This is a genomic window from Streptomyces sp. NBC_01384 (assembly GCF_045040035.1).
GTDB lineage: Bacteria > Actinomycetota > Actinomycetes > Streptomycetales > Streptomycetaceae > Streptomyces.
Window position 1 is genome coordinate 6,143,982 of record NZ_CP109559.1, and the last position, 23,892, is coordinate 6,167,873.

Here is a 23,892-nt window from a genome sequence, read left to right on the forward strand (position 1 = left end):
TGAGAGCGAAGACCGTGGGAGCGAAGAGCGTGGGAACGAAGACAGGGAGAACGAAAAGCGTGGAAGAGACCCACCTCGTCTGTCTGCCCTTCGCCGGGGCGGGCGCGTCCTTCTTCAAGCCCTGGCAGGACCAGCGGCCGACCGGCCTGCGGGTCCTGCCCGTCCAACTCCCGGGCCGCGAGGAGCGGTTCGTCGAGGAGCCGCACACGGACGCGGTACGGGCGGCTGCCGAGGCGTACACGCAGGTCGCCCGGCAGCTGCCGGAGGGCGCGCGGGTGGCGGTGTTCGGGCACAGCCTCGGCGCGGTGCTCGCCTACGAGCTGGCGCACCGGCTGGCGGACGAGCCCGGCGTCCGCCTCGACGCGCTCGTCGTCAGCGGGGCGCCGGGCCCGTGGACCGGCCGCGCGGACCGGGCGAGCGGGCTGCCCGACGCGGAGTTCCTGGCCCGGGTGCGCACCTTCGCGGGGTATGCGCATCCGGCCCTGGAACACCCGGAGATGCGCGAGCTTCTGCTCCCGCTGCTGCGGGCGGACGTACAGATGCACGAGACGTACCGGCCCGCCACCGACCGCCCGCTCGCCGCCCCCGTCCTCGCTCTGCGCGGCCGCGACGACGAGCTGGTGAGCGCGGCCGAGGCCGCCGAGTGGTCCCGCGCCACCACCGGCAAACTCACCACGGCGGAGCTGGACGGCGGCCATATGTACCTGACGGAGAACCCGGGCGCCCTCCTCCGCCTGATCGCCGTCGAACTCCGCGCCGGACACGCCCTGTGAACCCGGGCGGCCCGCGACTGTCGGGGAAGGTCGCCCTCGTCACCGGCGCGGCCCGCGGTATCGGCCGGGCGATCGCCGTCGCCTTCGCCCGCGAGGGCGCCGATCTGATGCTCGTGGACATCGCGGCGGACCTCCCGGGCGTGCCGTACCCACTGGGCTCCGAGAGCCAGTTGGCGCACACGGCGGAGCTGTGCCGTGAGACCGGGGCCGCCGCGCGCACGGCCCGGGTCGACGTACGGGACCTGGCGGCCGTCGAGACGGCGGTGAAGGAGACGACGGCCCGCTTCGGACGGCTCGACGTCCTCGTCAACAACGCAGGGATCGCCGCGCCCTCCGGCCGGGCCGTTCACGAGATCGAGGAGCACGAGTGGCAGCTGATGCTGGACGTGGACCTCTCCGGGGCCTGGCGCACGATGCGCGCGGCGGGTGCCCTGATGACCGCGCGGGGCGCCGGCTCGATCATCAACATCGCCTCCACGGCCGGCCTGGTCGGCTACCGCCACTTCGCCGGGTACGTCGCCGCCAAGCACGGTCTGATCGGCCTGACCAAGGCGGTGGCCCTCGACTACGCGCCCCGCCGGGTCCGCGTCAACGCCGTCTGCCCCGGTTCGGTCCGCGACGACCCGCGCGTGGAGGGCCGCATGCTCGCCGAGATCGCCCGCGCGCTGGACGTCCCGGTCGCCGAGCACGAGCAGACCTTCGTACAGGCCCAGCCCATGAACACCCTCGTCGAACCGGACGATGTCGCCACCGCCGCCCTCTGGCTCGCCTCGGACGAGTCCCGTCAGGTGACCGGCACGGTCCTCACGGTCGACGGCGGCTTCTCGGCCCGCTAGCCCACGGTTGGAGACCGAACGTGACGTGTCACGCCCTCGCCCTGCGCGTACCCGCGTCCGCCGACCCCGGGCCCGTCCTCGACGCGGCCGTACGCGGCTGGTGGCCCGAACTCCCGCACCGTTGGCCCGCGTTGTGGCACGACCTGGTGCCCGCGCGGTTCGCCGAACACCGTCTGCGGGCCGAACTGCGCCGGCCCGTCACCGAGTGGGGCCCCGCGTTCCGCGCGGTCCTGCTGCGGTACGAGGACGGGGGCGAAGACGGGGGCGGGGGCCAGGGTGCCCATCTGGTCCTGGTCGCGCACCACGCTGTCCTCGCTCCGGCCGCGCTGCGGGACATCGCACACGTCCTGCGCGGCGCCCGGACCGCCGACGGCCTCAGCGTGCCGCTCGGCTCCGCCGCGCCCCCGCAAGGCCCACGGGCACCCCGCATCGACTGGGCGACCGGCGACGCGACGGCGGGCGACCGTACGGGCGTCCTCACCGTGCCCTCGCACGGCTCCCCGGCCGCCGCCGCCCTGGTCCTCGCCCGCTACGAGCACCGAGAGCCGACCGGGGAACTACCTCCGTACGCCGCTGTCCTCGACGACGCGGGACCCCCCGACCCCGCCTTCACCCACGGCCTCCTCCACCAGAGCGCTCCCTTCCCCCTCACCCTCGTCCCACGCGGGACCACCGTCGAGCTGCACCACCAGCTCCGGCACATCGACGAAGCCTCCGCCCAGGCCTTCGCCCGCCACCTCACTCACGTGCGGGGTCAGCTGGGCCACCGCCCCCTCGCGGAGATCGAACTGATCCCCCGCGAGGAGGCAGAGCGCCTGCTCCCGCACCCCGCCGGGAAACCCCGGCCCGACGACTCCATCCGTATGGACTCCATCCACATCGGCGCCGCCCATATCGGCACCGCACGCATAGACACCGCACGCATGGACACCGCCCGTATCGACACCGCCTTCGACGCCCGCGCCGACCGCCACCCCGACGCCCCCGCCCTCACCCACGACGGCACCACGACGACGTACGGCGCACTGCGCGAGCGTGCCGAGCGGCTGGCCGCCGGGCTGCGGGCCGGCGGGGTCCGCCCCGGTGACCGGGTCGGGATACGCCTGGAGCGGGGCGCCGACCTGGTGGCGACCATGCTCGCGGTGCTGAAGGCGGGCGCGGCGTACGTGCCGATGGACCCGGCGCACCCCGAGGACCGTCTCGACCGCACGGCGCGCGACGCGGACGTACGTCTGGTCGTCCGGGACACCGCGCCCTACCTGGACGACACCGCGCCCTACCCGGGTGCCACTCGCCTCGACGCGGGGCAGCACGACGGAAGCCCGCAGGACCCCGCCTACGTCATCCACACCTCCGGTTCGACCGGCCGCCCCAAGGGTGTCGTCGTCCCCCACACCAATGTCCTCGCCCTCCTCGACGCCACCCGCGAGGACTTCGCCCTCACCGCCGACGACACCTGGACCCTCTTCCACTCCAGCGCCTTCGACTTCTCGGTGTGGGAGATCTGGGGCGCCCTGCTGACCGGCGCCCGGCTGGTGATCGTGGACCACTGGGTGGCGCGCTCGCCGGAGGACTTCCACGCGCTGCTGGTACGGGAGTCGGTGTCCGTGCTCAGCCAGACCCCGTCGGCCTTCGGGCAGCTGAGGGCGGTGGACCGGAGCGCGAAGGAGCGGCTGCCGGTGCGGCTCGTGGTGCTGGGCGGTGAGGCGCTGGATGCCCGGCCGCTGCTCGGCTGGTTCGACCGCTACCCGGAGGACCGTTGCCGCCTGGTCAACATGTACGGGATCACGGAGACCACGGTCCATGTCACCGCGGCGACGGTCACCCGGCGCGCGGCCCTGGCCGCCTCCCGTTCGGTGGGCCGCCCGCTGCCCGGCTGGTCGGTGTCGGTGCGCGACGAGCGGGGTCATGTGCTGCCGACGGGCGCGGTGGGGGAGATCTGGGTGGGCGGGGCCGGGCTCGCCCTCGGCTATCTGGGCGACCCTGAGCTGACGGCCGAGCGGTTCGTGGACGATCCGTACAGCGGGCGGCGCTCTTACCGCAGCGGTGACCTGGGGCGGCTGCGGGCCGACGGTTCGCTGGAGCACCTGGGCCGGATCGACCGCCAGGTGAAGGTGCGCGGGTTCCGGATCGAGCTGGACGAGATCCGGGCGGTGCTGCTGGAGGACCCGCTGGTCACGGCGGCGGCCGTGGTGCTGAGCGGCGATGCCTTCGAGGACGCGGCGGGGGTGCGGATCGACGCGTACGTCGTGGCCGACGGGGACACCGGCGACGTACGGCGTCGGGCCGCGCGGCTGCTGCCCGACCACATGCTGCCGACGACGGTCACCGCCGTACCCGCGCTGCCGCTCACCCCGAACGGCAAGCTGGACCACGACCGCCTGCCCGCACCGGAGGCCGCGCGGCCCCTGTCGGTGCCCGTACCCGGCGGCGACCCTGTGACGGCCCTCACCGAGATCTGGGAGGAGATCCTCGGCGTTCCCGTAGCGCCCGACGACAACTTCTTCGAGCTCGGGGGGAACTCCCTCTACGCCATCCGTCTCGGCGCCGCCCTGCGGGAACGCGGTCTGCCCCCGCTCCCGATGCGGCTGCTCTACACGACCCCGACGGTCCGTGCCCTGGCCGAGACGCTGGGGCATGCGTGAAGGCCCCCCACTGCTGTGGAGGGCCTTCCCATGTGCGCCGCCAGGGACTCGAACCCCGGACCCGCTGATTAAGAGTCAGCTGCTCTAACCAACTGAGCTAGCGGCGCATGACTCCCGCCTCCCGCTCTCGCGGTCGGCGACAAAAGAAATACTACCTGGTCCGCAGGGGTGCTTTCGACCACCTGGCGACCACCTGGTGACCACGTGGGCGCGGGCTAGAGGGCGAGGGACAGGAGTACGGGGGTGGCGCCGCGGTTGAGCGTGTCCGCGGCCCGGCGCAGCCGGTGGGCGTGTTCGACCGGGAGGGAGAGGGCGAGGCAGCCGACGGAGGAGCCCGCGGTGATGGGGACCGCCGCGCAGACCGTGCCGATCGCGTACTCCTGGAGGTCGAGCACCGGCACCGTGGGCGGCTGGGCGTCGAGCCGGGACAGCAGCAGCCGCTCGTTGGTGATGGTGCGCGAGGTGAGGCGGGCCATCTTGTGGCGGAAGAGGTGGTCGCGGCGGGCGTTCAGATCGAGCTGGCCGAGCAGGCTCTTGCCGATGGCGCTGGCATGGGCCGAGGAACGGAAATCCACCCATTCGTTGACCGCGGGGGTCGCCGGGCCCTCGGCGCACTGGGTGACGTGCACCTCGCCGTCGATGTAGCGGCTGATGTAGATGGCGGCGCCGACCGAGTCGCGCAGCCGGTCGATGGTCTGCTGGAGCTTCTCGCGCAGCGCCTGGTCGCGGCCGTGGGCGGAGCCCAGCCGGCCGAGCGCGGCACCGGCGACGTACGCGCCGTCGGTGACCTGCTCGACGTACCCCTCCCGGCGCAGCATCCGCAGCAGCGCGGTCAATCGCTCCGCGCCGAGGCGGGTCTGGCGGGCGAGCTCGGCGTCGGTGACGCCGGTGGAGTGCCGGGCCACTATCTCCAGGACGCGCAGGGCGTCCTGGGCCGAGTGGTACGGCGCGGTCGGCTCGTTCATCAGCGCCACGGTTTCCCCCTGCGCTTTTTGGGCCATCGATCCGGACAGCTGAGCTCCTCCACGATAACTGTCAAACGGTCGGTGGGGAGGGGTTGTTGACGAGATTGTGGGCGCGCTCCGGTTCTCTCAGCAGGAGTGCGGCACTCTGGCATATGCCCAGGTCATGAATCGGTGGGCATGCCGCGCGCTCCGGACCTTGGACCTTGTCGCGTTCACTTTTTGTAGTCACGGGATCGCGCTGAGAAATTCGCGGGTGCGTTCGCGCTCCGGATCGGTGAAGATCCGTTCAGGTGGACCGGACCCGATGACATGGCCGGAATCGAACATCGATAGCCCGGCCGGGATTCTCAGTGTCCCGGCACGTACCCGCGCTTCTTGTCGACCACGTTCGGCAGCGGTCTGCCCGCCTCCCAGCGCTCGTACATCTCCACGAACTGCGCGCCGAGCTCGTCCCGCCAGCCGACCGTGTCCCCGCTCATGTGCGGCGACACGATCAGCCCGGGGACATCCCACAGCGGGCTGTCCGGGCCGAGCGGCTCGTCCTGGAAGACATCGAGGGCCGCGCCCGCGATCCACCGCTTCGACAGCGCCTCGGCGAGCGCGTCCTCGACGACCAGCTGCCCGCGCCCGACGTTGACGAAGCGTGCCGAGGGCTGCATCATCCCGAAGCGCCGCGCGTCGAACATGCCGTACGTGGCCTCCGTGAGCGGCGCCGCCGAGATCACCCAGTCGGCGCGCGCCATCAGCCGGTCGAGCTCCTCGGGGCCGTGGATACCGGTGCGCGGGGTGCGCCCGACCAGGGCCGTGATGACGCCAAGTGCCTTGAGCGTCTTGACGATCGTCCGCCCGATCGGCCCGGAGCCGACCACGCACGCGCGCGTGCCCGCCACCCGCTGCGACTCCCGGTGCCGCCACTCCCGCTGCCGCTGCAGGTCCCACGTCCGCGGCAGGTCCTTGGCCATCGCGAGGACCAGCGCGGCGACGTACTCGGCGATCGGCCGGTCGAAGATGCCGCGCGCGTTGGTCACCACCGTGTCGGACGCGGCGAGTTCGGGGCACATCAGATGGTCGACGCCCGCGCTCGCCGTGTGCACCCAGCGCGGCCTGGGACCGTCGCCGGGCCAGGCGCGGCGCACCGCGTGCGAGGTGAAGTCCCAGACCAGCAGGACGTCCGCGCGCGGCAGCCGGTCGGCGAGCGTCGACTCGTCGGCGTGCTCGATCCGCACCCGGCCGGTGAGTTTACCGAGGCGGGGGAGCGGCTCGGCGTCCAGGACGAGGAGGGTGGTCCCGGATACCGGGCGTGGTGTTCGTGGGAAACCGTTCCGCAATGCGAGTCCGCTTTCCTGAGAGGATCAAACTGCGACGAACCGCACCGAACCATGATGGACCATGACGAACCGTGACGGGCCTGTGGGTGTAAGGGTGGCCGGAGCCGTCTGAGATGCGCGGATTGACCACGCTCGCACCCGAACCTGCCGTCGTCAACACGAACGCGAGCACGGTCCGTTTCCCCTTCGTGCCCCTCCGTGTCTCCGTGAATCCCCCGTCGGCGGTCGGGAATAAGCGGGGACTGTCTCCTGTTAGGACACCGAAGACAGCATCGCGTCAGCAACAGGAGGCACCCCGGTGGATGACACGGACGAGATCCGAGGCACCGCGCAGGGCAGCGCGCCCGTACCCCTCTCCGTACTGGACCTGGTCACCGTGGGCGCGGGCCGCACCGCCACCGACGCCCTGCGAACCAGCGTCGAGATCTCCCGTCTCGCCGAGTCCCGCGGTTTCCACCGCTACTGGGTCGCCGAGCACCACTCCATGCCGGGCGTGGCGTCCACGTCCCCCGCGGTGATCCTGGCCCACCTCGCCGCCCACACGCACCGCATCCGCCTGGGCTCGGGCGGCGTCATGCTCCCGAACCACGCACCACTGGTGATCGCGGAGCAGTTCGGCACCCTCGAAGCCCTGGCCCCGGGCCGCGTGGACCTGGGCCTGGGCCGAGCCCCCGGCACGGACGGAGCGACCGCCGCGGCCCTGCGCCGCACCCACAGCCTCAACGAAGGCGCCGACGACTTCCCCGAGCAGCTCGCGGAGCTGACCCGCTTCCTCGACGACGACTTCCCGGACGGCCACCCCTACGCCCGCATCCACGCGGTCCCGGGCCCCATCCAGGCGACCTCCCCCGGCGGCGTCCAGTCCCCGCACCGCCCCCCGATCTGGCTGCTGGGCTCCTCCGGTTTCAGCGCCCGCCTGGCCGGTGTCCTCGGCCTCCCGTTCGCCTTCGCCCACCACTTCTCGGCCCAGAACACGGTCCCGGCGCTGGACCTCTACCGCGAGTCCTTCCGGCCGAGCGCCGTACTCGACGCCCCCTACGCCCTGATCGGTGTCTCCGCCCTCGCCACGGACGACGAGAAGGAGGCCCGCCGCCAGGTCCTGGCCGCCGCCCTGAACATGGTCCGTCTGCGCACCGGCCGCCCGGGTCTCGTCCCGACCCCCGAGGAGGCGGAGGCGTACGACTTCAGCCCGATGGAGCGGGAGTTCGTCGACTCCTGGAACGCCAACGTCATCCACGGCACCGCGGACGAGGTCCGCGCCGGCCTCGACGACCTCCAGAAGCGCACCGGCGCCGACGAGCTGATGCTCACGGGCAACGCCCACAGCGGCGACGTACGCCTGCGCTCGTACGAACTGATCGCGGACGCGTACGGACTGCCGAAGGGTCAGGCCTGAGCATGTGAGTGAAGGTGCCGCCTCCCGACGCGGAGGCGGCACCTTTGTCGGTGCCTGTGTGCCTGTGTGCCTGTGTGCCTGTGTGCCTGTGTGCTTGCCTGCGCCGTCGGCCGCCTCCTCCCGGCGAGCCGGTCACTGTCAGGGATTCGCCGTCAATAGTGCGGAGATACGATCCGGCGCCACCGGGCGCGAGTACAGCCAGCCCTGCCCGGTGTCGCAGCCGATGCCGCGCAGGCGGGTGGCCTGGGAGGCAGTTTCCACGCACTCGGCGGTGACCGTCAGGCCGAGGCGGTGGGCGAGTTGGATGAGGGCCTCGACGATGACCTCGTCGGCGGGGTTGGGATGGGCGCCGTCGGCATCGCCGTCGGGCCCCTCGTACTGGAAGCCGCGGACGAACGAACCGTCAAGTTTCAGGACGGAGACCGGGAGGCGGCTGAGATAGGCGAGGTTGGAGTAGCCGGTGCCGAAGTCGTCGATGGCGATGCGGACGCCCATGTCGCTGAGGGCCTGCAGGGCCTGGAGAGGGCGACCCGCCGAACCCATGACCGCCGACTCCGTCAGTTCCAACTGCAGCAGATGCGGGGCGAGCCCCGTCTCCGCGAGGATCTCCGCCACGTCCGCGACCAGGTCGGAGTCCCACACCTGCCGTACGGCGACATTGACGCTGACGAAGATCGGCGCCGCGTCCGGGTGGTCCAACTGCCAACGGCGGGCCTGACGGCAGGCCGTGGCCAGCACCCAGCGGCCGAGCTGCACGATCGAACCGTCTTCCTCGGCCAATCCGATGAACCGATTCGGCGTCAGCGTGCCGAACTGCGGATGGTTCCAGCGGACCAGCGCCTCGACGCCGCGTACGTCGCCGTCCTCCATACCCACCAGCGGCTGGTACTCCAGGGCGAATTCGTTCCGGTCGATGGCCGCCCGGAGGGTGGAGGAGAGCGCCTGGCGGGTCATGCGGTGGGCGTTGCGCTCCGGGTCGAAGAGGGTCCAGCGGCCCTTGCCGTCCGCCTTCGCCCAGTACAGCGTGGTGTCCGCGGCCTGCATCAGATGGGTCGCGGTCGTCCCGGCGGCGCGCCGCTCGACGACCCCGATCGACGCGGAGAGGGACAGCCGCTGCCCGGAGAGGTCGAAGGGCGCCTGAAGGGACTTCAGGACGGAATCGGCGAGGTCGGCCAGCTGGTCGGTTCCCGTCGAGTCCTCGACCAGCAGCGCGAACTCGTCGCCGCCCAGCCGGGCCACCAGGGGAGTGGCCCCTCTGGCGTGACCCGCCTCGTCGGCGCAGCGCGTCAGCCGTTCGGCGACCGCCGCGAGCAGCCGGTCGCCCACCCGGTGGCCGAGCGTGTCGTTGACCGCCTTGAACCCGTCCAGGTCCAGATAGCAGAGCCCGATCCGCCCGGTGCCGCCCTCCTCGTACGCCTCCGTCTCCAGGGCGGACGAGAGCCGCTCGAAGAACAGCGTGCGGTTGGGCAGCCGGGTCACCGGGTCGTGCATCTGCAAGTGCCGCAGCCGCGCCTGGAGTTCACGGCGGGCGCTGATGTCCGCGATGGACAGCAGCACCGCCCGCTCCTCCGGGGGCAGCGGTGCGACGGCCACCTGGACCCAGAGCGAGTGCCCGTCGGGGTGTTTGAGGCGGCGCGTGCAGCGCAGCCGGGCCTGCCGGCCGCGCAGCACCTCGAGGTACGCGTGCCAAGTCCGGGCGTCCGAGGCCAGGTCCACCAGATCGGCGGCGATCCGCCCGACGAGCGCGCCCGATCCGGTGCCGAGCAGCGCCCCCAGCGACTCGTTGGCGGCGGCGACCAGCCCCTCGCGGTCGACGACGGCCATCGGGAGGGGCGCGGCGTCGAAGGCGGCACGGGACGTACGGGGCGACGCCCCGACAGCCGGGTTGAGGGCGGGGTCGGGAACGGGAGCGGGGGCCGGGGCGGGGGAGGACTCGGGTGTGTCGAGTGGCGTCTCCGCCGAGGCGTGGGCGCCGGGAGGGGAAACGGCGGAGACGGATGCGCCGGGAGGGGAAACGGCGGAGACGGATGCGCCGGGAGGCAACTCGGCGGATGTACGAGGCGTACGAGGTGTGTGAGACGTACGAGGTGATGTACGCCGAGACGTGTCAGTGTGACGCTCTGTGACGGCCGGCCGGACGGGGTCTGCCGCGGGCGCCGGCCCTTCGGACGTTCCGCTCACCGCTCGCTCCCGCAGTGCACTCGTTCTTCGTATGGGTCTTCGGGGTGGTCGGCCGGTCCTGGACGGCCGAACAAGCCGCGTCCGTGCAGGAAAGTGTGCCGATCATAGAGGCTGGTCTCGAGGCCTTCCAGCCACTGTCCAGTGTCCCGGAACAACCACCCGTTCTGACAGATCGTTTCTGCCTGCATCTGGACCGGATCCTCCACCCCTCGACTCTACGTGACGTTCCGTAAGTGTTCGGGGTGTCGTTCGGGGTTTCGGTGACTCGCGATCTCTCACCCTTCTGGTGCAGACAAACAGGGCGATGTATTCCAAACTCCACCAGGCTGGGTGCGATATCCCGAAAACCGCATCCGGAGGTCGACGTGCCGCGTCAGCGTCCCCTGAGGGGTCTCGCTCGGGAGGCCCGACAGGGTCTGACCCGTGGGGTCGTCCCGCGGAGGCCGCCTAGTGACGTCCTGCGGGAGCGCGTCCGCTCGGGCGCGCCGCGCCTACGCAGTACCGCGGCCGTGGTCACCTCGATGACGGCGCTGACCGCGACCTCCCTGGTCACGGGCCCCGCACTCGCCGAACCCCTGTTCTCCCCCTGCGCCCTGCAGCGGACCGAGGCCCACCACTCGGAGGGCCTCGACACCTGGAACGCCGCCTATCCGCGCCCCACTCGCCCCCTCGACGCGGTGCTGGTCTTCCTCTCCTTCCCGGACTCGCGCCCGCACACCACCCCCGCCGAACTGACCGCCGACTACTTCCCGGCCACCAGTCAGTTCTTCGAGCGGGCCTCCTATGGCAAGTTCACGCTCCATCCGCATCCGCAGTCCGACTGGATCCGGATGCCGCACGCCTCCACCTCGTACGCCATACGGCGCGACTGGAACGCCGCGCGCCGCGCCGCCTATCTGCGCGACGCGATCACCGCGGCCGACCGGCAGGTCGACTTCTCGCGCTACGACGTCGTCTACTTCGTAGCCGATCCGGACGCGCCGGGCGTCGACTCCGACGCGACGAAGGTCGTCAACCTCGACACGCCCGTCGAGGCCGACGGCAAGGACATCCGCCGTGTCGTCACGGTCTTCGAGAAGCATCCGCCGGACCGCCTCGTCCTCGCCCACGAGACGGGGCACGCCTTCGACCTGCCCGACCTCTACCACCGCCCCTCCGACGGCAACGGCGACTGGGACACGTACGTCGGCGACTGGGATCTCATGGGCAGCCAGTTCGGCCTCGCGCCCGACCTGTTCGGCTGGCACAAGTGGAAACTGGGCTGGCTGGAACCGCGTCAGGTGGCGTGTGTGCGGGGGCGCGGGACTACGCGGTTGACGTTGGAGCCGTTGGAGGCGGGGCCGGTGCCGGCGGCGGCCGGCGCGATGGCGGGAGCGGCCCAGGCAGCGGCTTTCGGGGCGGGCGCGGGGGCCTCCGGCTCGCTCGCGGGGGCCTTCGGCTCCGGCCGCGGTACCAAGCTGGCGGTCGTCCGTACGGGCCTGGGCAGCGCGCTGGCCTTCGAGGCGCGCGGCTCGACGGGCAACGACGGTGCGACCTGTACGCAGGGTGTCCTCGTCTACCGCGTCCGCAGTGAGGCCGAGTCCGGCGCCGGCCCGGTCGAGGTCGTCGACGCCCACCCGCACTCCGAGTCCTGCTGGGGCGACTCGGTCTACCCGCCCCTCGCGGACGCGCCGGTCGGGCTCGGGGAGAGTTTCACGGTTCCGGGCGAGAACGTCCACGTCGAGGTGGAGGGCCGGACGGCTTCGGGCGCGTGGACGGTGAAGATCACGATCAGCTGAGCATGCGCGGTCGCGTCCACGCCCCCGTCATCTTCTTCGCGGTCCTGCAAGAGGGCCGCCGGCCTCCGGGTCCGGCTCGGGCAGCAACGGCTCGACGAGCGACCACAGTTCATCCGACACGATCCACGGCCGCGACCGACGTTTCCCCACGACCGGACCAACGACCATCCACCGAAAGTCGCATGACTGACGCCTTCCTAGGACCTCGGACCATGTAGGACTTCGATTCGGGCTGCACCGGGACCTGCGGAAGATCCGCCAGGACTTCAGTCGTGCGCGGCGTCGTCATAGGGGCACCCCCGCCGCGGCGAAGCCGGGCAGAAATGACGGTGGGCAGAAGCTGGGCAGAAGCTGGACAGAAATGACGATGGCGAGGCCGTTCGCGCGTTTCCGCGAACATGCCTCGCCATCGCTAGCGTGCGCCGCCAGGGACTCGAACCCCGGACCCGCTGATTAAGAGTCAGCTGCTCTAACCAACTGAGCTAGCGGCGCCTGCTGACGTCGTAGACCTTAGCATCCTGATCGGCGGGAGGAAAAATCGATATCCGCACCGCGGCGGAGGCGGCCGTGCGGGCCGCGCGGACCGCCGCCCAGAGCAGGATCTCGGGCCCGGGAAGCCACGGATGCCGGGTGTCGGGGGCCACCAGCCAGCGGGATTCGAGGCGGGCGACGGGGCTCAGTGCGGGGACGGTCACCGCGTCGCCGGGACCGTGGCAGAGCAGCGGAGGAATGGCGTCGACGCGCCCTGTTCCTCCTGATCCCCCTGTTCCCCCCGATCCCCCTGTTCCGTCTGGTCCGTCCGATCCGCCGAATCCCCCCGATCCGGGGGAGCCCCAGTCCTCCCACTCCAGGAGCGAGGGCAGCCTCTGGGCGGTGCCCGGCGCGCTGAACAGCAGCGTCCGCCCGCGGTACACGGCCACCGGCCCCGATCCCGGCCCCTCCGCCCACAGCCGGCCGAGCATCCGCCGACCGAAGATCGCGGGAACGTTGACGACGTCGAAGGCGGTGCCGCAGGGCAGTACGACCGGGGCGGTCGGCCGTTCCTTCCAGAGGGTGAGGGTGCTGCGCGGATACGTTCCTGCCGAGGCGAGCCAGGCGGCCCCGTCCGTGGTGACGCCGGACGCGTCGAACTGGTCGGGCAACGGGGCGGCGGGGCCGTGCCGGCCCTGGGCGGAGGCGCTTGCCGGGTTCCGTGTGCTGCTCATACCTATGAGATCTACCGTCGGTAAGCACTCGACCCCTGAGGGTTGCGGAAAACCGGGACGGGAGGGGGCGAGAGGGAGTACCTTGCCCCACCGGCATATGCCAGACACCGCCCGGGCCCTGCTCCAGGTGGGGGCTCAGGGTGGAGCCCCCACCCGGAGTGCCTTGGCCGCGGGCCGGTGGGGGTTGATCGCGCAGTTCCCCGCGCCCCTGACGGGGCACTCCTGTCGGGGCGCGTTTTCCAGTGCGGGCCGGCACCATTCAGCCCGTCCGGAGTTTGAGGACTTTGAGGGCGAGGAACCCGGTGCTTGCCCCGGGCCCACCCGGCTCAGACGTGGTCGCCCACCCCGTGCCCGTGCCCGTCCGCGTCCGCGTCCGCCCCGCCCCGCAGCAGATCACGACCGAACTCGACCATCTTCTTCGCGTAGTCCTCGGTCCACTCGGCCTGCTCGGCGATGGCAGCCGGCGTGAGCCGGTCGAAACGGCGAGGATCGGCAAGCTGCGCGGCGGCGATCGCCTGGAACTCCAGCGCCCGATCGGCCGCCGCCTGAAACGCGAGCGTCAGTTCCGTGGCGCGCGCCAGCAGTGCCTGCGGATCGTCGATCGACTCGAGATCGAAGAAGTGCTCCGGGTCGCCGGCCGCCTCCGCGGGCTCGAAGAGCAGGGGCGCGGGGCGTAGCCGCGGTTCGTTCCGACGCGGCGTGGGCTCCGCCATGTCTTCTCCTCCTCGTACGGTTCGGGGGGTCCACTACGGGGGTGGGTCACCGTCCATTCTCCCCCGCCCGCGCAAGTAGGCCCGAGTGACCATGCGGGCGGGGGGCTACGGCCGCCACACCACCCGATGCTCCGCCAAATGCGACAGCACTGCGTGATTGGCCTCCCAGCCATCAGGAAACTTCACGGTGACCCCCAGCTGCACCGGCTCCGTCGACGGATGGTCGTCCAGCAGCTCCGACACCCCCGCCCGGCACACCACGATGCACGCGTGCCGATGCCGGGAGGCGAGGACGCACAGCCGTCCCGTCTCCAGGTGGAACGCGGTCGCGTCGGGCCGCCCCGACAGCGGATGCAGCACCACCGTCACATCGAACTCCCGCCCCTGGAGCCGGTTCGCCGTGTCGACGGTGACGTCCGCGACCCCGAGGTCCGCGAGCGCGGCGCGCACGGCCGCCGCCTGGTCACGGTGCGCCGTGCCGACGGCGATCCGGTCGGCCGTCAACGGCACCGGTTCGGCCGACCGCTCCGAGGTGGCTGCCCCTCCCCGGTCCAGCAGCCGCCGTACGACCCGGGCCACCGCCCGTACCGCCTCGGGGTCCGTACGAGGCGTGTGCCGGGCCGGCAGCTCCAGCAGCCCCCACCCCGCCTCCGCCGCCTCGTCGATGACCCGGTCGGGACCCGAACCGTCCGACGCCACGCCGAAGGTCAGTCGCCGGTCACCATGGCCCGTGCCGCTGCGGAAGGGCGTGTACGGGTAGAACGCGTCCGAGACCAGCGGCGCCGCCGACGCGGGCAACCGCCACGACACCGGGAGGCGGTGCTGCGGCAGCTCCGGGTTGTGGGCGAGCAGTGTCGTCACCGCGGACGCCGACGGGTCGTACGACAGCCCCGCCCACTGCTCCGAGCCGACGATCGCGAACGGGTCCAACTGCCCCGGATCGCCCACGAACAGCGCCCGCTCGAAGAGCCCCGCCACGGCCAGCAGCGCGTCCGATCGCATCTGGTACGCCTCGTCGACGATCGCGTGCCGCCACGGCTCGACCCCCTTGACGTGGGCCCACTTGGCGGCAGTTGAGATCACCACATCCAGTCCGGCCAGATCGCCGGCCTTCGTGGACTTGCGTACGTTCGGCAGTTCGTCCAGCGCCTTGTCGTACGGGTCCGGATCGCTGCTGTGCAACCGCCCGACGGGCAGCTCCGGGTCCTTCTCGGCGAGCCGCAGCACCAGGTCGTCGACCTGGGCGTTGGTCTGCGCGATGACCATCAGGGGGCGCCCGGCGGAGGCGAGTTCGAGCGCCGCGCGGACGACCAGGGTCGATTTTCCGGCGCCGGGCGGGGAGTCGACCACGACTCCGCGGTGCGTGCCGTGCAGGGTGTCGTTCAGGATCGCGTCGGTGGCGCGGCCGGCCGCGGCCCCGGGATCGAAGACGGTGGTCACAGGATGTCCCCCTCGGTCACCGGGTCCGGCAGCGGTACGGCGTCGGGGTCGCCCGGCGGGCCGCCGTGCGTCCACGGGGTCTCCTCCGGGTCGGGCAGCTTCGCGCCGCCGCGTTGCTCGTGCTCGAAGAGCGTGAAGCAGACGCGGTCCCCCTTCTCCGGGACGGACCCGGCCTCGGGCTCCTTGCCGCGCCCCATCTTGTCGACGATCCGCAGGACCACCAGGCCGTCGCCCTCCGCGGACCCCTCGTACCCGGCGAACTCCGCCGCCTGCGGCTTCCCGCCCAGCGACCGGTACACCTTCGTACGCTCCCCGAGATGCGGCCGGTCGTCCGTGCGCACGGTCACCAGGGGGCGGGGACTAGGCCGTTTGCCCTCGCTGTACGTCATGACGACGTCCGTGACCTCGCCCGCGAAGGCCTCGCCGACCAGCCGCCGCCCGGCCATGACGAGCGGATCGTCGAGGGCCTCCTGCGCGTCCAGGCGGGCCTGCTCGCGCTCGCGCGTGGCCAGCTTGTTCGCCGCGGTGACCGCGTCGTCGCGGCGCGGCTGCGGGGGCTCGCCCGCGGTGATCCGGTCGCGATGGCCGGTGAACGACCAGCGGTCGCGGGTCCACCGGTCGGCCGCGTGCGCGCCCTCCGGGGGGGTGCGCAGCAGGTCGAGGCCGTGCCACACCGCGTCCCAGGTGGGCCGGGTGACCTTCTCGACGAGGGCGCGGATCTCCCGCTCGGTGGCGGTGAGGTCACCGAGCCGGTCGTCCGCCTCCAGGCCGTCCTCGGCGGCGGCGAGGGCCGTCCGCGCGCGGTCGTAGCGCTCGATGGCCGGGGCCAGCAGTCTGTTGTCGAAGGCGGGATCGGTGGCCGGTCCGGCGGGCGGGCAGACGAGCTGGCCGTCGGAGTCCCGCAGAAGCTCGGCGCGCAGCGCGGCCTGCGCGCCCGACGCGCCGTCCGCCGGGTCGATCCAGGCCAGCAGCGCTCCCAGGTGCTGGTCCTCCAGGCTGCTCTGGCCGGTGGCCCAGTGCCGGGACAGCACGTCGGTGAGGGCGAGCAGCAGGGCGGAGCCGGGCACCCGGGCCCGCTCCCCGAAGTGCGTCAGCCACCGCCCGAGCAACGGCACCCGGGGCGGCGCCGGATGGGGTGCCTCCGGTTCCTGCTCCGCGGTGCGCCGAAACCGCATGGAGCGCCCGAGCAGTCGTACGAACTCCACGCCCGCCCGGCTCGGCACGATCAACTGCGGGGCGTCCGCGCACAGTTCGACCTCGACCTTGACGCGCTTGCCGGTCTCCGGATCGGTCTCGTTGCGCTCGGCCGCCTCGACGACGTCCGCGTACGAGTCCACGTACGGCAGTACGACATCGGCCAGCTCCGCGAGGAACGCGAAGCGCAGGTCGCGGTCCCGGGGCTGCGGCACGACCAGCAGCCGGGGCGCGTCCCGGTCCGTGCCGACCAGCGCCCCGAGCGGGGCCCCGGCCTCACCGGCGGTGGTCAGCGGCACGAACACGAGGGGCCGGTCGGTGAGGTGCCGGTGCCGCACGGTGGCGAGGGGCTGTGCCCGCCCGCTCTCGACGGCTTCCAGCCGGGCGAGGGTGGTGATCAGCGACAAGGGGCCACCTCCGCGAGGTCTTCGTCGCCCGTGACGGGGCCCTTCGGGAGCTCTTCCAGTCCGGTGGGGTGCGTCTCGCGTGCCCTCAGGGCCTCCGCCCGCAGCGCCGCCGCCCTGCGCAGGGCCGCGACCGCCGGATCGTCGGGGTCCCCGGCCGCGCCGTGGGCCGCCGCCAGGACTTCCCCGATCGTCGTCAGCCCGCCCAACTCGGAGCGGAGCGAACGCCCCAGGGCCGTCACCACGCCCTCGGCGCGGGAGCGGTCGCGGCAGTGGAAGGCGAGTTCGCAGGCGGCCAGGCACTCGGGGGCGTACGTCGCGGGGACGGACTCGACGGCGGTCGTCAACCGGTCGGCCGGCACGTCGGGGGCGAAGCAGGTGCCCTCGGGGAGGGCGTCCGCGATGTCCTCGACGCGGGTGAGGCGGGCCAGCTGGCGGCGGGTGACCGCGCGCTGCTTGCGGACGTCGACGGCGGACGCGGTGGGGAGGTTGGAGAAGTCCTTGGGACAGACAAGGAGGACGTGGTGGCGGACTTCGGGGCCGGGGGCGCCTCCTTGGTTGAGGCGCGCGGCGACCTCCTCCAGTGCGAGTACGTACACCGCGGACTGGCGGGCGGCCGCGCCCACCTTCGCCGGGTCCGCCGAGCCGTCCAGCATCGGGAAGGACTTGATCTCGACGACCGTCCAGCCGCCGTCGGGGTGCACGACGACGGCGTCCGGCTCCAGGAAGGCGGGAGTACCCGCGACGTCGAGGGCGAGCATGGGGTGGTCGAGGAGAGTCCAGCCCCCGGTCGTGGTGGCCTCGCGCAGGGCGAGCGCCGTACGGGCCGCGCGGCCTTCGGGACCCACCGCGCTCAGGTCGGGCACGAAACCCGCCGTGGGCGGCTCGGCGCCCGGGTCCAGCTTCTCGTGCACGAGCTTCAGCAGCTCCGCGCCCCCGTCGGCTTTGACCCGCGCCTCGAACGCGTTGCCCCGCATGAAGGCGAACTGGGACTGGCCGAAGGCGGACGGCGAGCCCAGCGCGTCCGCCAGCTTCGCCTTGTCGACGCCCGCCCCGTCCAACAGGGCGCGCCGCTCGCACCCGGGATTCGCGGCGAGCGCCGCGAGGGCGCGCGCGTCCAGCGCCTTGGGCGGTACGGCGGGACCGCGCAGCTCAGCGAGCCGCTGTCGCAGCGCCTTCTCCCGCGTCGGCGGGGGAGGCACCCGGCTCGGCTCCGGGCCCGGTTCCGGGTCCGGTTCGGGACTCGCGCTGTCGGGGAATTCGCTCACCCGTGGAAGTCTGGCATCCGCCACTGACAATTGAGGAAGGTGCGCCGCCGGAGGCGCCCGCGACCCGCGTGAACGGAGCGCCGAGCAGCAGCTTCACCCGGTCGGCGAGGCGCATCACGAACGGCGTCAGCAGCAGTCCGGTCCCCATCACCGTGGCACCCGCCACCGCGTCGAGGAAGTAGTGGTTGGCCGTGCCCATCACGACGATCGTGGTGAGCAGCGGATACGCGATGCCCGCGAGCCGGACGACGCGCGTGCGGCCGTACCGCCACAGCATCACTCCGCACCACAGCGACCAGCCCACGTGCAGGCTGGGCATCGCCGCGTACTGGTTGGTCATGCCGCCCATCCCGCGGGGCGCGCTCGCCTCGGCGCCCCACCAGCCGTACGAGCTGTACTGGGCCATCGTGTCGACGAAGCCGTGGCCGGCCGAGAGCAGCCGGGGCGGGCAGGTCGGCAGCAGCGTGAAGCCGAGCAGTCCGATCACCGTGGACGTCATCAGCCAGGTGCGGGCCGCCCGGTAGCGCACGGCCTGGGAGCGGAAGAGCCAGACGAGGATCGCGGGCGTCACCAGGTAGTGCAGTGACGCGTACCAGAAGTCGGCGGGGACGCCGAGCCAGGCCTCGCGGGTGAACAACCGGTTCAGCGGGTGCTCGGCGTTGAGGTGGAGGGCCTTCTCGATGCGCAGGATCGCCAGGCCGTGGTCGACGGCGTCGTCGGTGTCGCCCCGGGCGAGCAGCCGGCCCGCCGAGTACGACGCGTACACCAGCACGAGCAGTGGCAGCTCGGTCCACCAGCGCAGCCGGGCGCGCGGTGCGGCGGTGATGCGCAGCTCGGTCCATCGGCGCAGCCGGGCGCGCGGTGCCGCCTCGGTCCGCCGTGCATCGGTCTGCGGCATCCGATCGTCCTCCCCCATCTGCGTGTGTGACCTGTGGTTGTCGCTTGCGTGACCAGCCGTTTGCGTACCGGTGACGCGACCAAGCGATTTTACGGTGTATGTGAATGGCCTAAGGAGGCGCCCCCGGTCGTCAAAGACGCAGAGGTCGCCCGCCGGGTTGCCCGGTTCGGGGGTGAGCGATGATGGAATGACCCATTCCCCGGGTCCTCGTCCCCGGGTCCTCCACGACGTTCTTCACGCGAACCGGAAAGGCTCCTCTTCATGGCACCGCGCATCCTGCTGGCCCGGCACGGACAGACGGAGTGGTCGCTGTCCGGCAAACACACCGGCAGGACCGACATCCCGCTCCTGGAAGAGGGCCGGCGCGGCGCCAAGGTGCTCGGCGAGCGACTGCACCGGGCGCCCCTCGACGGGCTCGCCGGGGTCGAGGTGCGCACCAGTCCGCTGGCACGCGCGCGTGAGACGTGCGAACTGGCCGGCTTCGGTGAGCGTGCGACCACCTGGGACGTGCTCATGGAGTGGGACTACGGCGCCTACGAGGGCATGACCCCGGCCGAGATACAAGGGGTACGCCCTGGGTGGTTCATCTGGCGCGACGGCGTCCCCGAGGGCGAGACCCTGGAGCAGGTCACCGCGCGCGCGGACGAGGTCGTCGCCTGGGCCCGTGCCGAGGACCGCGATGTGCTGGTGTTCGCGCACGGCCACATCCTGCGTTCCATCGGCGCCCGCTGGCTCGGCCTCCCCCTCGACTTCGCGGCCCGCATCCGCCTCAACCCGACCTCGTTGTCGGTGCTCGGCTGGGCCTACGGGGAGCCCGCGATCGAGGCGTGGAACGACTGCGGACACCTGACCGCGTAGACAACCGCGTAGACACCGGCCGACGACTGGGCTCACGCGGTGCGCGGCAGACTCGCGTGGCGCTCCAGGAACGCCGAGACGCCCGACGCCCCGCGGTGCGGCAAAAGCACGCGCGCGGTGCCCGCCAGCATGGTCTGGATACGGGACGACTGGACCTCGCCCAGCAGGTCGAGGACGCGCAGGCCCGCGAGGGCGGCCTCGTCGGGGCGGCCGCCGCGCGCGAGGTCGTCGGCGAGTTCGGCGGTGTAGAGGGCGATGTTGCGGGTGAAGTGCGGGTCCTGGAGATGCGCGGCGCGCCGGGCGTGCCGGGCCGCGCGGGGCCAGTCGCCCAAGGTAGACCAGCACTGCGCCTCGAGACCCTCCAATTCGGCCTCTCCGTAGAAGGACATCCACTCGGGATCGGCCTGGGAGGACCCCCGCTCGAAGAGCGTCTGCGCGCGGGCGAGCGCCTGCTCGCACCCGGGGCGGTCGGCGAGGCCCGCCCAGCCACCCGCCTCGCGCAGCGCGAGCAGCGAGAGCAGCCGCGGGGAGCCGAGCGGGCGGGCCGCGCGCTGCGCCGCCTGTGCCGCGCGCACCGCCTCGCGCGGGCGCCCCGCGTCGCGCGCGAGGAAGGCCGTGTTGCAGAAGGCGTGTGCCTCCAGGCCCGGGTCGCCGGACATCCGGGCGGTCGCCAGCGCCTCCGCGTAGTGCGAGCGCGCGTCGTCGAAGCGTCCGGAGTCGTGCGCCAGCCAGCCCACCGAGATGGCGAGTTCGCCCGCCCCCGAGTACAGCCGGTCGGTGATGGTCTGCCGGGCGGTGCCCGCGTCGAGCAGCTCGTAGGCGGTCCGCAGCGGCGCCGCGGCCCGTCGGTAGAGGCCATCGGCCCCGTGCCGGTCGTCGAGCAGCCGAATGCGGCGTACGGCCTCTTCGAGGGCGCCCGCCTCGGACGTCCCCACTCGGTGGACACGACGGTCCGTGGCCTCGGCCGGGGCGCCGAACGCGACCCCGAAGGGGCCCAGTGAGGCCGCCGCCACGGTGGCGGTGCCTCCAGTCATGAATGCGCGACGTTGCACGTCGCTCTCCTCGTGGTTCTCGTGCGGGTCGTACGGGTCGTACGGGTCCTGGGTGTCATACGTCTCGTGCGCCTCCTCCGTCTCACCGGTGGCGTACGTCAGGCTCGTGGTGTGCGGAGGGGGCGCCTCGTCCATGCTGTGCGCCCCTCGGCCGCGTACGGACGAGCGGGGCGAGAAGCCCAGGTCGGTCAGCGTGCGGCCGGGGAACATGTGGAGGAACACCCGTTCGTAGGCGTAGTTGGGGCAGCGGATCTCGCCCGCCTCGACCCGCCCGATGTAGCGCGCGTCACAGCTGACCCGCTCGCCGATCTCGCGAGCGGCCCGCCGTACCGCCGCGGCGAACTCGCCCGGCGAGCGCTGTGCGCGCAGCCGTCGGAAGGCGAGATTCGGCCGTGGTGGCCGGGGGGACTGGGATGAGGTCACCGCTGACGACGCCATGGCCGGGCCCTCTCTTGCGAACCGTCGAACCATGCCGGATTCAAGGTGAGTTGTCCGTGTCGTGCACTGTTTCACCTTGCCCCGGCGGAGCAAGAACGTACCGGCTGTGACGGCGTCACCATGCCGTGTTTGGCTACAAAACGGATATCTCATCCACGATCTGCCATGAACTGCCATCCTTTGCGGCTGTGTTACGCCGTAGCCGTTGACGTTCCGAAGCGTTGAACCCTGTGGACCGGGAGCGCACCCGAACTCCCGACCCGCTCGTGCAGGAGGAGGGGTTCCGTGTTGGAGGCCGGGATGGAGAGCACCGAGTTCCGTACGCCGCTGTCGACCGCCGAGCACAGGCCGTCCCCGGAGTGCAGCGCCCCGCCAGAGCCGGTCGCCGACTGCGACCTCGTGACCGTTCCGGCGCGCCAGGGCCTGGAGGCGGTCGACATCCTCCGCCGTGGCTCCGGCGACTGCGTCGGGCCCGTCCTGCACGACGACGGCTGCGACACCCTCGGCTTCCTGGTGCCGCCGGGCACCGCCGACGCCTGGGACATGCCGGGCAGCACCTGCACCCAGACCAACGGCCGCGGCCTCAGCCTGGTCGCCCCCGAACCCCCGGTCGAAGGCTCGGACTGGCTGCTGCCGCCCGGCGACGCGGACCTGGCGACCGACCCGGCCGTGCTGCGGGCGGCGCTGGGCGAGGCGGCCCGGCTGATCGAGGCCGCGGACAACTGCCGCTGACACCGGAAACACCGGACAGCAGACACTGGAAACACCGGGCAGCCGACACGGGAATCGCCGGGCGGCCGCCCGAAGGGCTGCCGCTGAGCCGACCTCCCCGTACGCCCTGATAATGGCGGGATGGGAAGGTCGAGGAACAAGCGGTCCGCCGACAAGCGGTCCGCCGACGGGCAGGACATCGCGCGTGACGCGGTGCGTGGCGGGCGGCGCGGGCAGGGGGCCACCGAGGCCGTCGTCGAGACGGTCGACGGCGGGCTCGCCGAGCTGATCCCCGACCGGGACCGCCCGCGCGCCTGGACCCTCCTCATCGACGGCGCCCCCCAGTCGCACGTCGACCTCGACGACCCCTCCTACCTGAGCTTCGAGTACCAGCGCCGCCTCGGCCACGTCATCGACCTCGCAGCCCCGCCCGGCAGACCCGTGCACGCCGTCCACCTCGGCGGCGGCGCCCTCACCCTCGCCCGCTACACCGCCGCGACCCGCCCCCGCTCCACCCAGCAGGTCGTCGAACGCGACGGAGCCCTCGTCCAACTGGTCCGCCGCGAACTCCCCTTGGACCCGAACGCCCGCATCCGGGTGCGCTCCCTGGACGCACGCGAAGGCCTCGCCAAGGTCCCCGACGGCTGGGCGGACCTGGTGATCGCGGACGTCTTCAGCGGCGCCCGCACCCCCGCCCACTTGACGTCCGTCGAATTCCTCGACGACGTCCGCAGGGCCATCAAACCCGGTGGCCTGTACGCCGCCAACCTCGCCGACGGCCCCCCGCTCGCCCACCTGCGCGGCCAGATCGCCACCGCCGCGACCGTCTTCCCCGAACTCGCCCTCATCGCCGACCCGACGGTCCTGCGCGGCAAACGCTTCGGCAACGCGGTTCTCGTCGCCTCCGACCACCCACTCCCCGTCGCCGAACTGACCCGCCGCGCGGCCTCGGACCCCCACCCGGCCCGACTCGAACACGGCAAGCAGCTCACCGACTTCACCGGCGGAGCACTGCCTGTCCTGGACGCGGCAGCGGTGGCCTCACCAGCACCACCGGCATCGGTCTTCCGCTGACAGAGGGAACTTCGAACGCCGGTCGACCGGGGTGCCCCGACAGGGGCGCGGGGCTGTGACATATACGGCTCCGCCGCGTGGGCGCGACCAACCCCATACGGCCCGCACTCTCCCGAACGGCCGGCGGAGCTAGTACGTACCGATCTCCACCCGCGGCGGCCCGTCATGCCACGTACAGAACACCGACACCCGATCCGCCCCCGACGTGAACTCCACCCGAATCCACGACTCCGTCTTCCACACCTGCATCGACCACCCCGAACCGGGCGTGGCCGAGACGAGAGTGGCGGAGGTCGTACCGAGATCGAAGGCGGCGCGCCCGCCATCGGTGTCGTAACTCTTGACCTGCCCGGACTGCCCGGACTGCCCGGACTGCCCGGACTGCCCGGACTGCCCGGACTGACCGGAGGTGGCCGGACTCGTGCTGGGGGACGGCGACTTCGAGGGAGAGGGAGTGGCGGTCGGCTTGCGGCTTGTCTCCGGCTTCGGCGCGGTGGGACTCTGCGGCGCCGGAGGCCGACCCGTCGACGAGGCAAGCGGCTTCGCCCCCTGCGTGGTCGCCCCGCCCACCGTGACGGGCAGCGCGCGCGGCGGATCGTACGCCGTCCCCGTCATCACCGTGTGGACACCCCACCACGACAGCGTGACCGCCGCGCCCGTGGCGAGCGACCAAGCCAGTACGTGTACGAGTCCTCTGAGCATCGCGGGCCATACTGCCTCACACGCCCCACGGGT

Annotated in this window: 19 protein-coding genes, 2 tRNA genes and 1 pseudogene; 8 read left to right on the forward strand and 14 right to left on the reverse strand. The window is 72.4% G+C overall.

The features are described 5' to 3' along the window. The first annotated feature begins 59 nt into the window (after positions 1–59). Genes OG747_RS28235 through OG747_RS28245 form a run of 3 tightly spaced genes read left to right on the forward strand, consistent with a single transcriptional unit; the run spans position 60 to position 4,254 of the window. Positions 60–773: a thioesterase II family protein gene (locus OG747_RS28235; RefSeq protein WP_405882193.1), complete on the forward strand. Its 714-nt coding sequence runs from the start codon at positions 60–62 to the stop codon at positions 771–773. Continuing rightward, positions 770–1,609, forward strand: a complete 840-nt coding sequence (locus OG747_RS28240) for a mycofactocin-coupled SDR family oxidoreductase (protein WP_405882194.1) — start codon at positions 770–772, stop codon at positions 1,607–1,609. The genes OG747_RS28235 and OG747_RS28240 overlap by 4 nt, the downstream gene beginning before the upstream one ends. A 20-nt stretch (positions 1,610–1,629) precedes the next feature. Continuing rightward, on the forward strand, positions 1,630–4,254 hold the full coding sequence (locus OG747_RS28245; protein WP_405882195.1) for an amino acid adenylation domain-containing protein: 2,625 nt from the start codon (positions 1,630–1,632) through the stop codon (positions 4,252–4,254). 33 nt (positions 4,255–4,287) lie between these two features. Here OG747_RS28245 and OG747_RS28250 read toward each other — a convergent pair. The 4 genes and pseudogenes from OG747_RS28250 to OG747_RS28265 form a co-directional block, all read right to left on the reverse strand. After that, positions 4,288–4,361 (reverse strand) — tRNA-Lys (locus OG747_RS28250). Between the two features lie 108 nt (positions 4,362–4,469). Beyond that, the gene (locus OG747_RS28255; RefSeq protein WP_405882196.1) at positions 4,470–5,228 is read right to left on the reverse strand and encodes an IclR family transcriptional regulator; all 759 of its coding nucleotides are present in this window, start codon (positions 5,226–5,228) and stop codon (positions 4,470–4,472) included. Between the two features lie 216 nt (positions 5,229–5,444). Beyond that, positions 5,445–5,546, reverse strand: a pseudogene (locus OG747_RS28260) (L-cystine ABC transporter ATP-binding protein YecC); the annotation flags it as partial. A 20-nt stretch (positions 5,547–5,566) separates the two neighbouring features. After that, positions 5,567–6,547 (reverse strand): D-2-hydroxyacid dehydrogenase, encoded by a 981-nt coding sequence (locus OG747_RS28265; RefSeq protein WP_405882197.1) that lies wholly within the window; start codon positions 6,545–6,547, stop codon positions 5,567–5,569. A 298-nt stretch (positions 6,548–6,845) separates the two neighbouring features. Here OG747_RS28265 and OG747_RS28270 point away from each other — a divergent pair, with 298 nt between their 5' ends. After that, positions 6,846–7,943 (forward strand): LLM class flavin-dependent oxidoreductase, encoded by a 1,098-nt coding sequence (locus OG747_RS28270; protein WP_405882198.1) that lies wholly within the window; start codon positions 6,846–6,848, stop codon positions 7,941–7,943. Between the two features lie 138 nt (positions 7,944–8,081). Here the strand turns inward: OG747_RS28270 and OG747_RS28275 are convergent, their stop codons facing one another. Next, positions 8,082–9,986: a putative bifunctional diguanylate cyclase/phosphodiesterase gene (locus tag OG747_RS28275; protein WP_405882199.1), complete on the reverse strand. Its 1,905-nt coding sequence runs from the start codon at positions 9,984–9,986 to the stop codon at positions 8,082–8,084. 473 nt (positions 9,987–10,459) lie between these two features. On the opposite strand from OG747_RS28275, the gene OG747_RS28280 reads away from it, so the two are divergent. Next, the gene (locus tag OG747_RS28280) at positions 10,460–11,902 is read left to right on the forward strand and encodes a M6 family metalloprotease domain-containing protein (RefSeq protein WP_405885712.1); all 1,443 of its coding nucleotides are present in this window, start codon (positions 10,460–10,462) and stop codon (positions 11,900–11,902) included. A 418-nt stretch (positions 11,903–12,320) separates the two neighbouring features. Here OG747_RS28280 and OG747_RS28285 read toward each other — a convergent pair. The 7 genes from OG747_RS28285 to OG747_RS28315 form a co-directional block, all read right to left on the reverse strand. Continuing rightward, positions 12,321–12,394, reverse strand: a tRNA-Lys gene (locus OG747_RS28285). Beyond that, positions 12,385–13,107 carry a bifunctional DNA primase/polymerase gene (locus tag OG747_RS28290; protein WP_405882200.1) on the reverse strand — a complete coding sequence of 241 codons (723 nt, stop codon included), beginning with the start codon at positions 13,105–13,107 and terminating at the stop codon, positions 12,385–12,387. The genes OG747_RS28285 and OG747_RS28290 overlap by 10 nt, the downstream gene beginning before the upstream one ends. Positions 13,108–13,433: 326 nt before the next feature. Further along, positions 13,434–13,820: a hypothetical protein gene (locus OG747_RS28295; RefSeq protein WP_405882201.1), complete on the reverse strand. Its 387-nt coding sequence runs from the start codon at positions 13,818–13,820 to the stop codon at positions 13,434–13,436. A gap of 105 nt (positions 13,821–13,925) precedes the next feature. After that, complete coding sequence (locus OG747_RS28300) at positions 13,926–15,260, reverse strand: AAA domain-containing protein (RefSeq protein ID WP_405882202.1); 1,335 nt, start codon at positions 15,258–15,260, stop codon at positions 13,926–13,928. Beyond that, on the reverse strand, positions 15,257–16,861 hold the full coding sequence (locus OG747_RS28305; protein ID WP_405882203.1) for a hypothetical protein: 1,605 nt from the start codon (positions 16,859–16,861) through the stop codon (positions 15,257–15,259). Before OG747_RS28305 ends, OG747_RS28300 begins: the two co-directional genes overlap by 4 nt. Continuing rightward, positions 16,852–18,060: a hypothetical protein gene (locus OG747_RS28310; protein ID WP_405885714.1), complete on the reverse strand. Its 1,209-nt coding sequence runs from the start codon at positions 18,058–18,060 to the stop codon at positions 16,852–16,854. The genes OG747_RS28305 and OG747_RS28310 overlap by 10 nt, the downstream gene beginning before the upstream one ends. After that, positions 18,011–19,024 carry a phosphatase PAP2 family protein gene (locus tag OG747_RS28315; RefSeq protein ID WP_405882204.1) on the reverse strand — a complete coding sequence of 338 codons (1,014 nt, stop codon included), beginning with the start codon at positions 19,022–19,024 and terminating at the stop codon, positions 18,011–18,013. The genes OG747_RS28310 and OG747_RS28315 overlap by 50 nt, the downstream gene beginning before the upstream one ends. A gap of 261 nt (positions 19,025–19,285) precedes the next feature. Between OG747_RS28315 and OG747_RS28320 the strand changes: the two genes are divergently transcribed. Then, positions 19,286–19,882 carry a histidine phosphatase family protein gene (locus OG747_RS28320; RefSeq protein ID WP_405882205.1) on the forward strand — a complete coding sequence of 199 codons (597 nt, stop codon included), beginning with the start codon at positions 19,286–19,288 and terminating at the stop codon, positions 19,880–19,882. A 32-nt stretch (positions 19,883–19,914) separates the two neighbouring features. On the opposite strand, the gene OG747_RS28325 is transcribed toward OG747_RS28320, so the two are convergent. Continuing rightward, the gene (locus tag OG747_RS28325) at positions 19,915–21,372 is read right to left on the reverse strand and encodes a hypothetical protein (protein WP_405882206.1); all 1,458 of its coding nucleotides are present in this window, start codon (positions 21,370–21,372) and stop codon (positions 19,915–19,917) included. Between the two features lie 300 nt (positions 21,373–21,672). Here OG747_RS28325 and OG747_RS28330 point away from each other — a divergent pair, with 300 nt between their 5' ends. Further along, positions 21,673–22,104: a hypothetical protein gene (locus tag OG747_RS28330; protein ID WP_405882207.1), complete on the forward strand. Its 432-nt coding sequence runs from the start codon at positions 21,673–21,675 to the stop codon at positions 22,102–22,104. A 120-nt stretch (positions 22,105–22,224) separates the two neighbouring features. Next, positions 22,225–23,157: a spermidine synthase gene (locus OG747_RS28335; protein WP_405882208.1), complete on the forward strand. Its 933-nt coding sequence runs from the start codon at positions 22,225–22,227 to the stop codon at positions 23,155–23,157. A gap of 129 nt (positions 23,158–23,286) precedes the next feature. Here the strand turns inward: OG747_RS28335 and OG747_RS28340 are convergent, their stop codons facing one another. Continuing rightward, a complete protein-coding gene (locus OG747_RS28340) occupies positions 23,287–23,859 on the reverse strand; it encodes a hypothetical protein (protein WP_405882209.1) in 573 nt (190 codons plus the stop codon). Between the last annotated feature and the right edge of the window lie 33 nt (positions 23,860–23,892).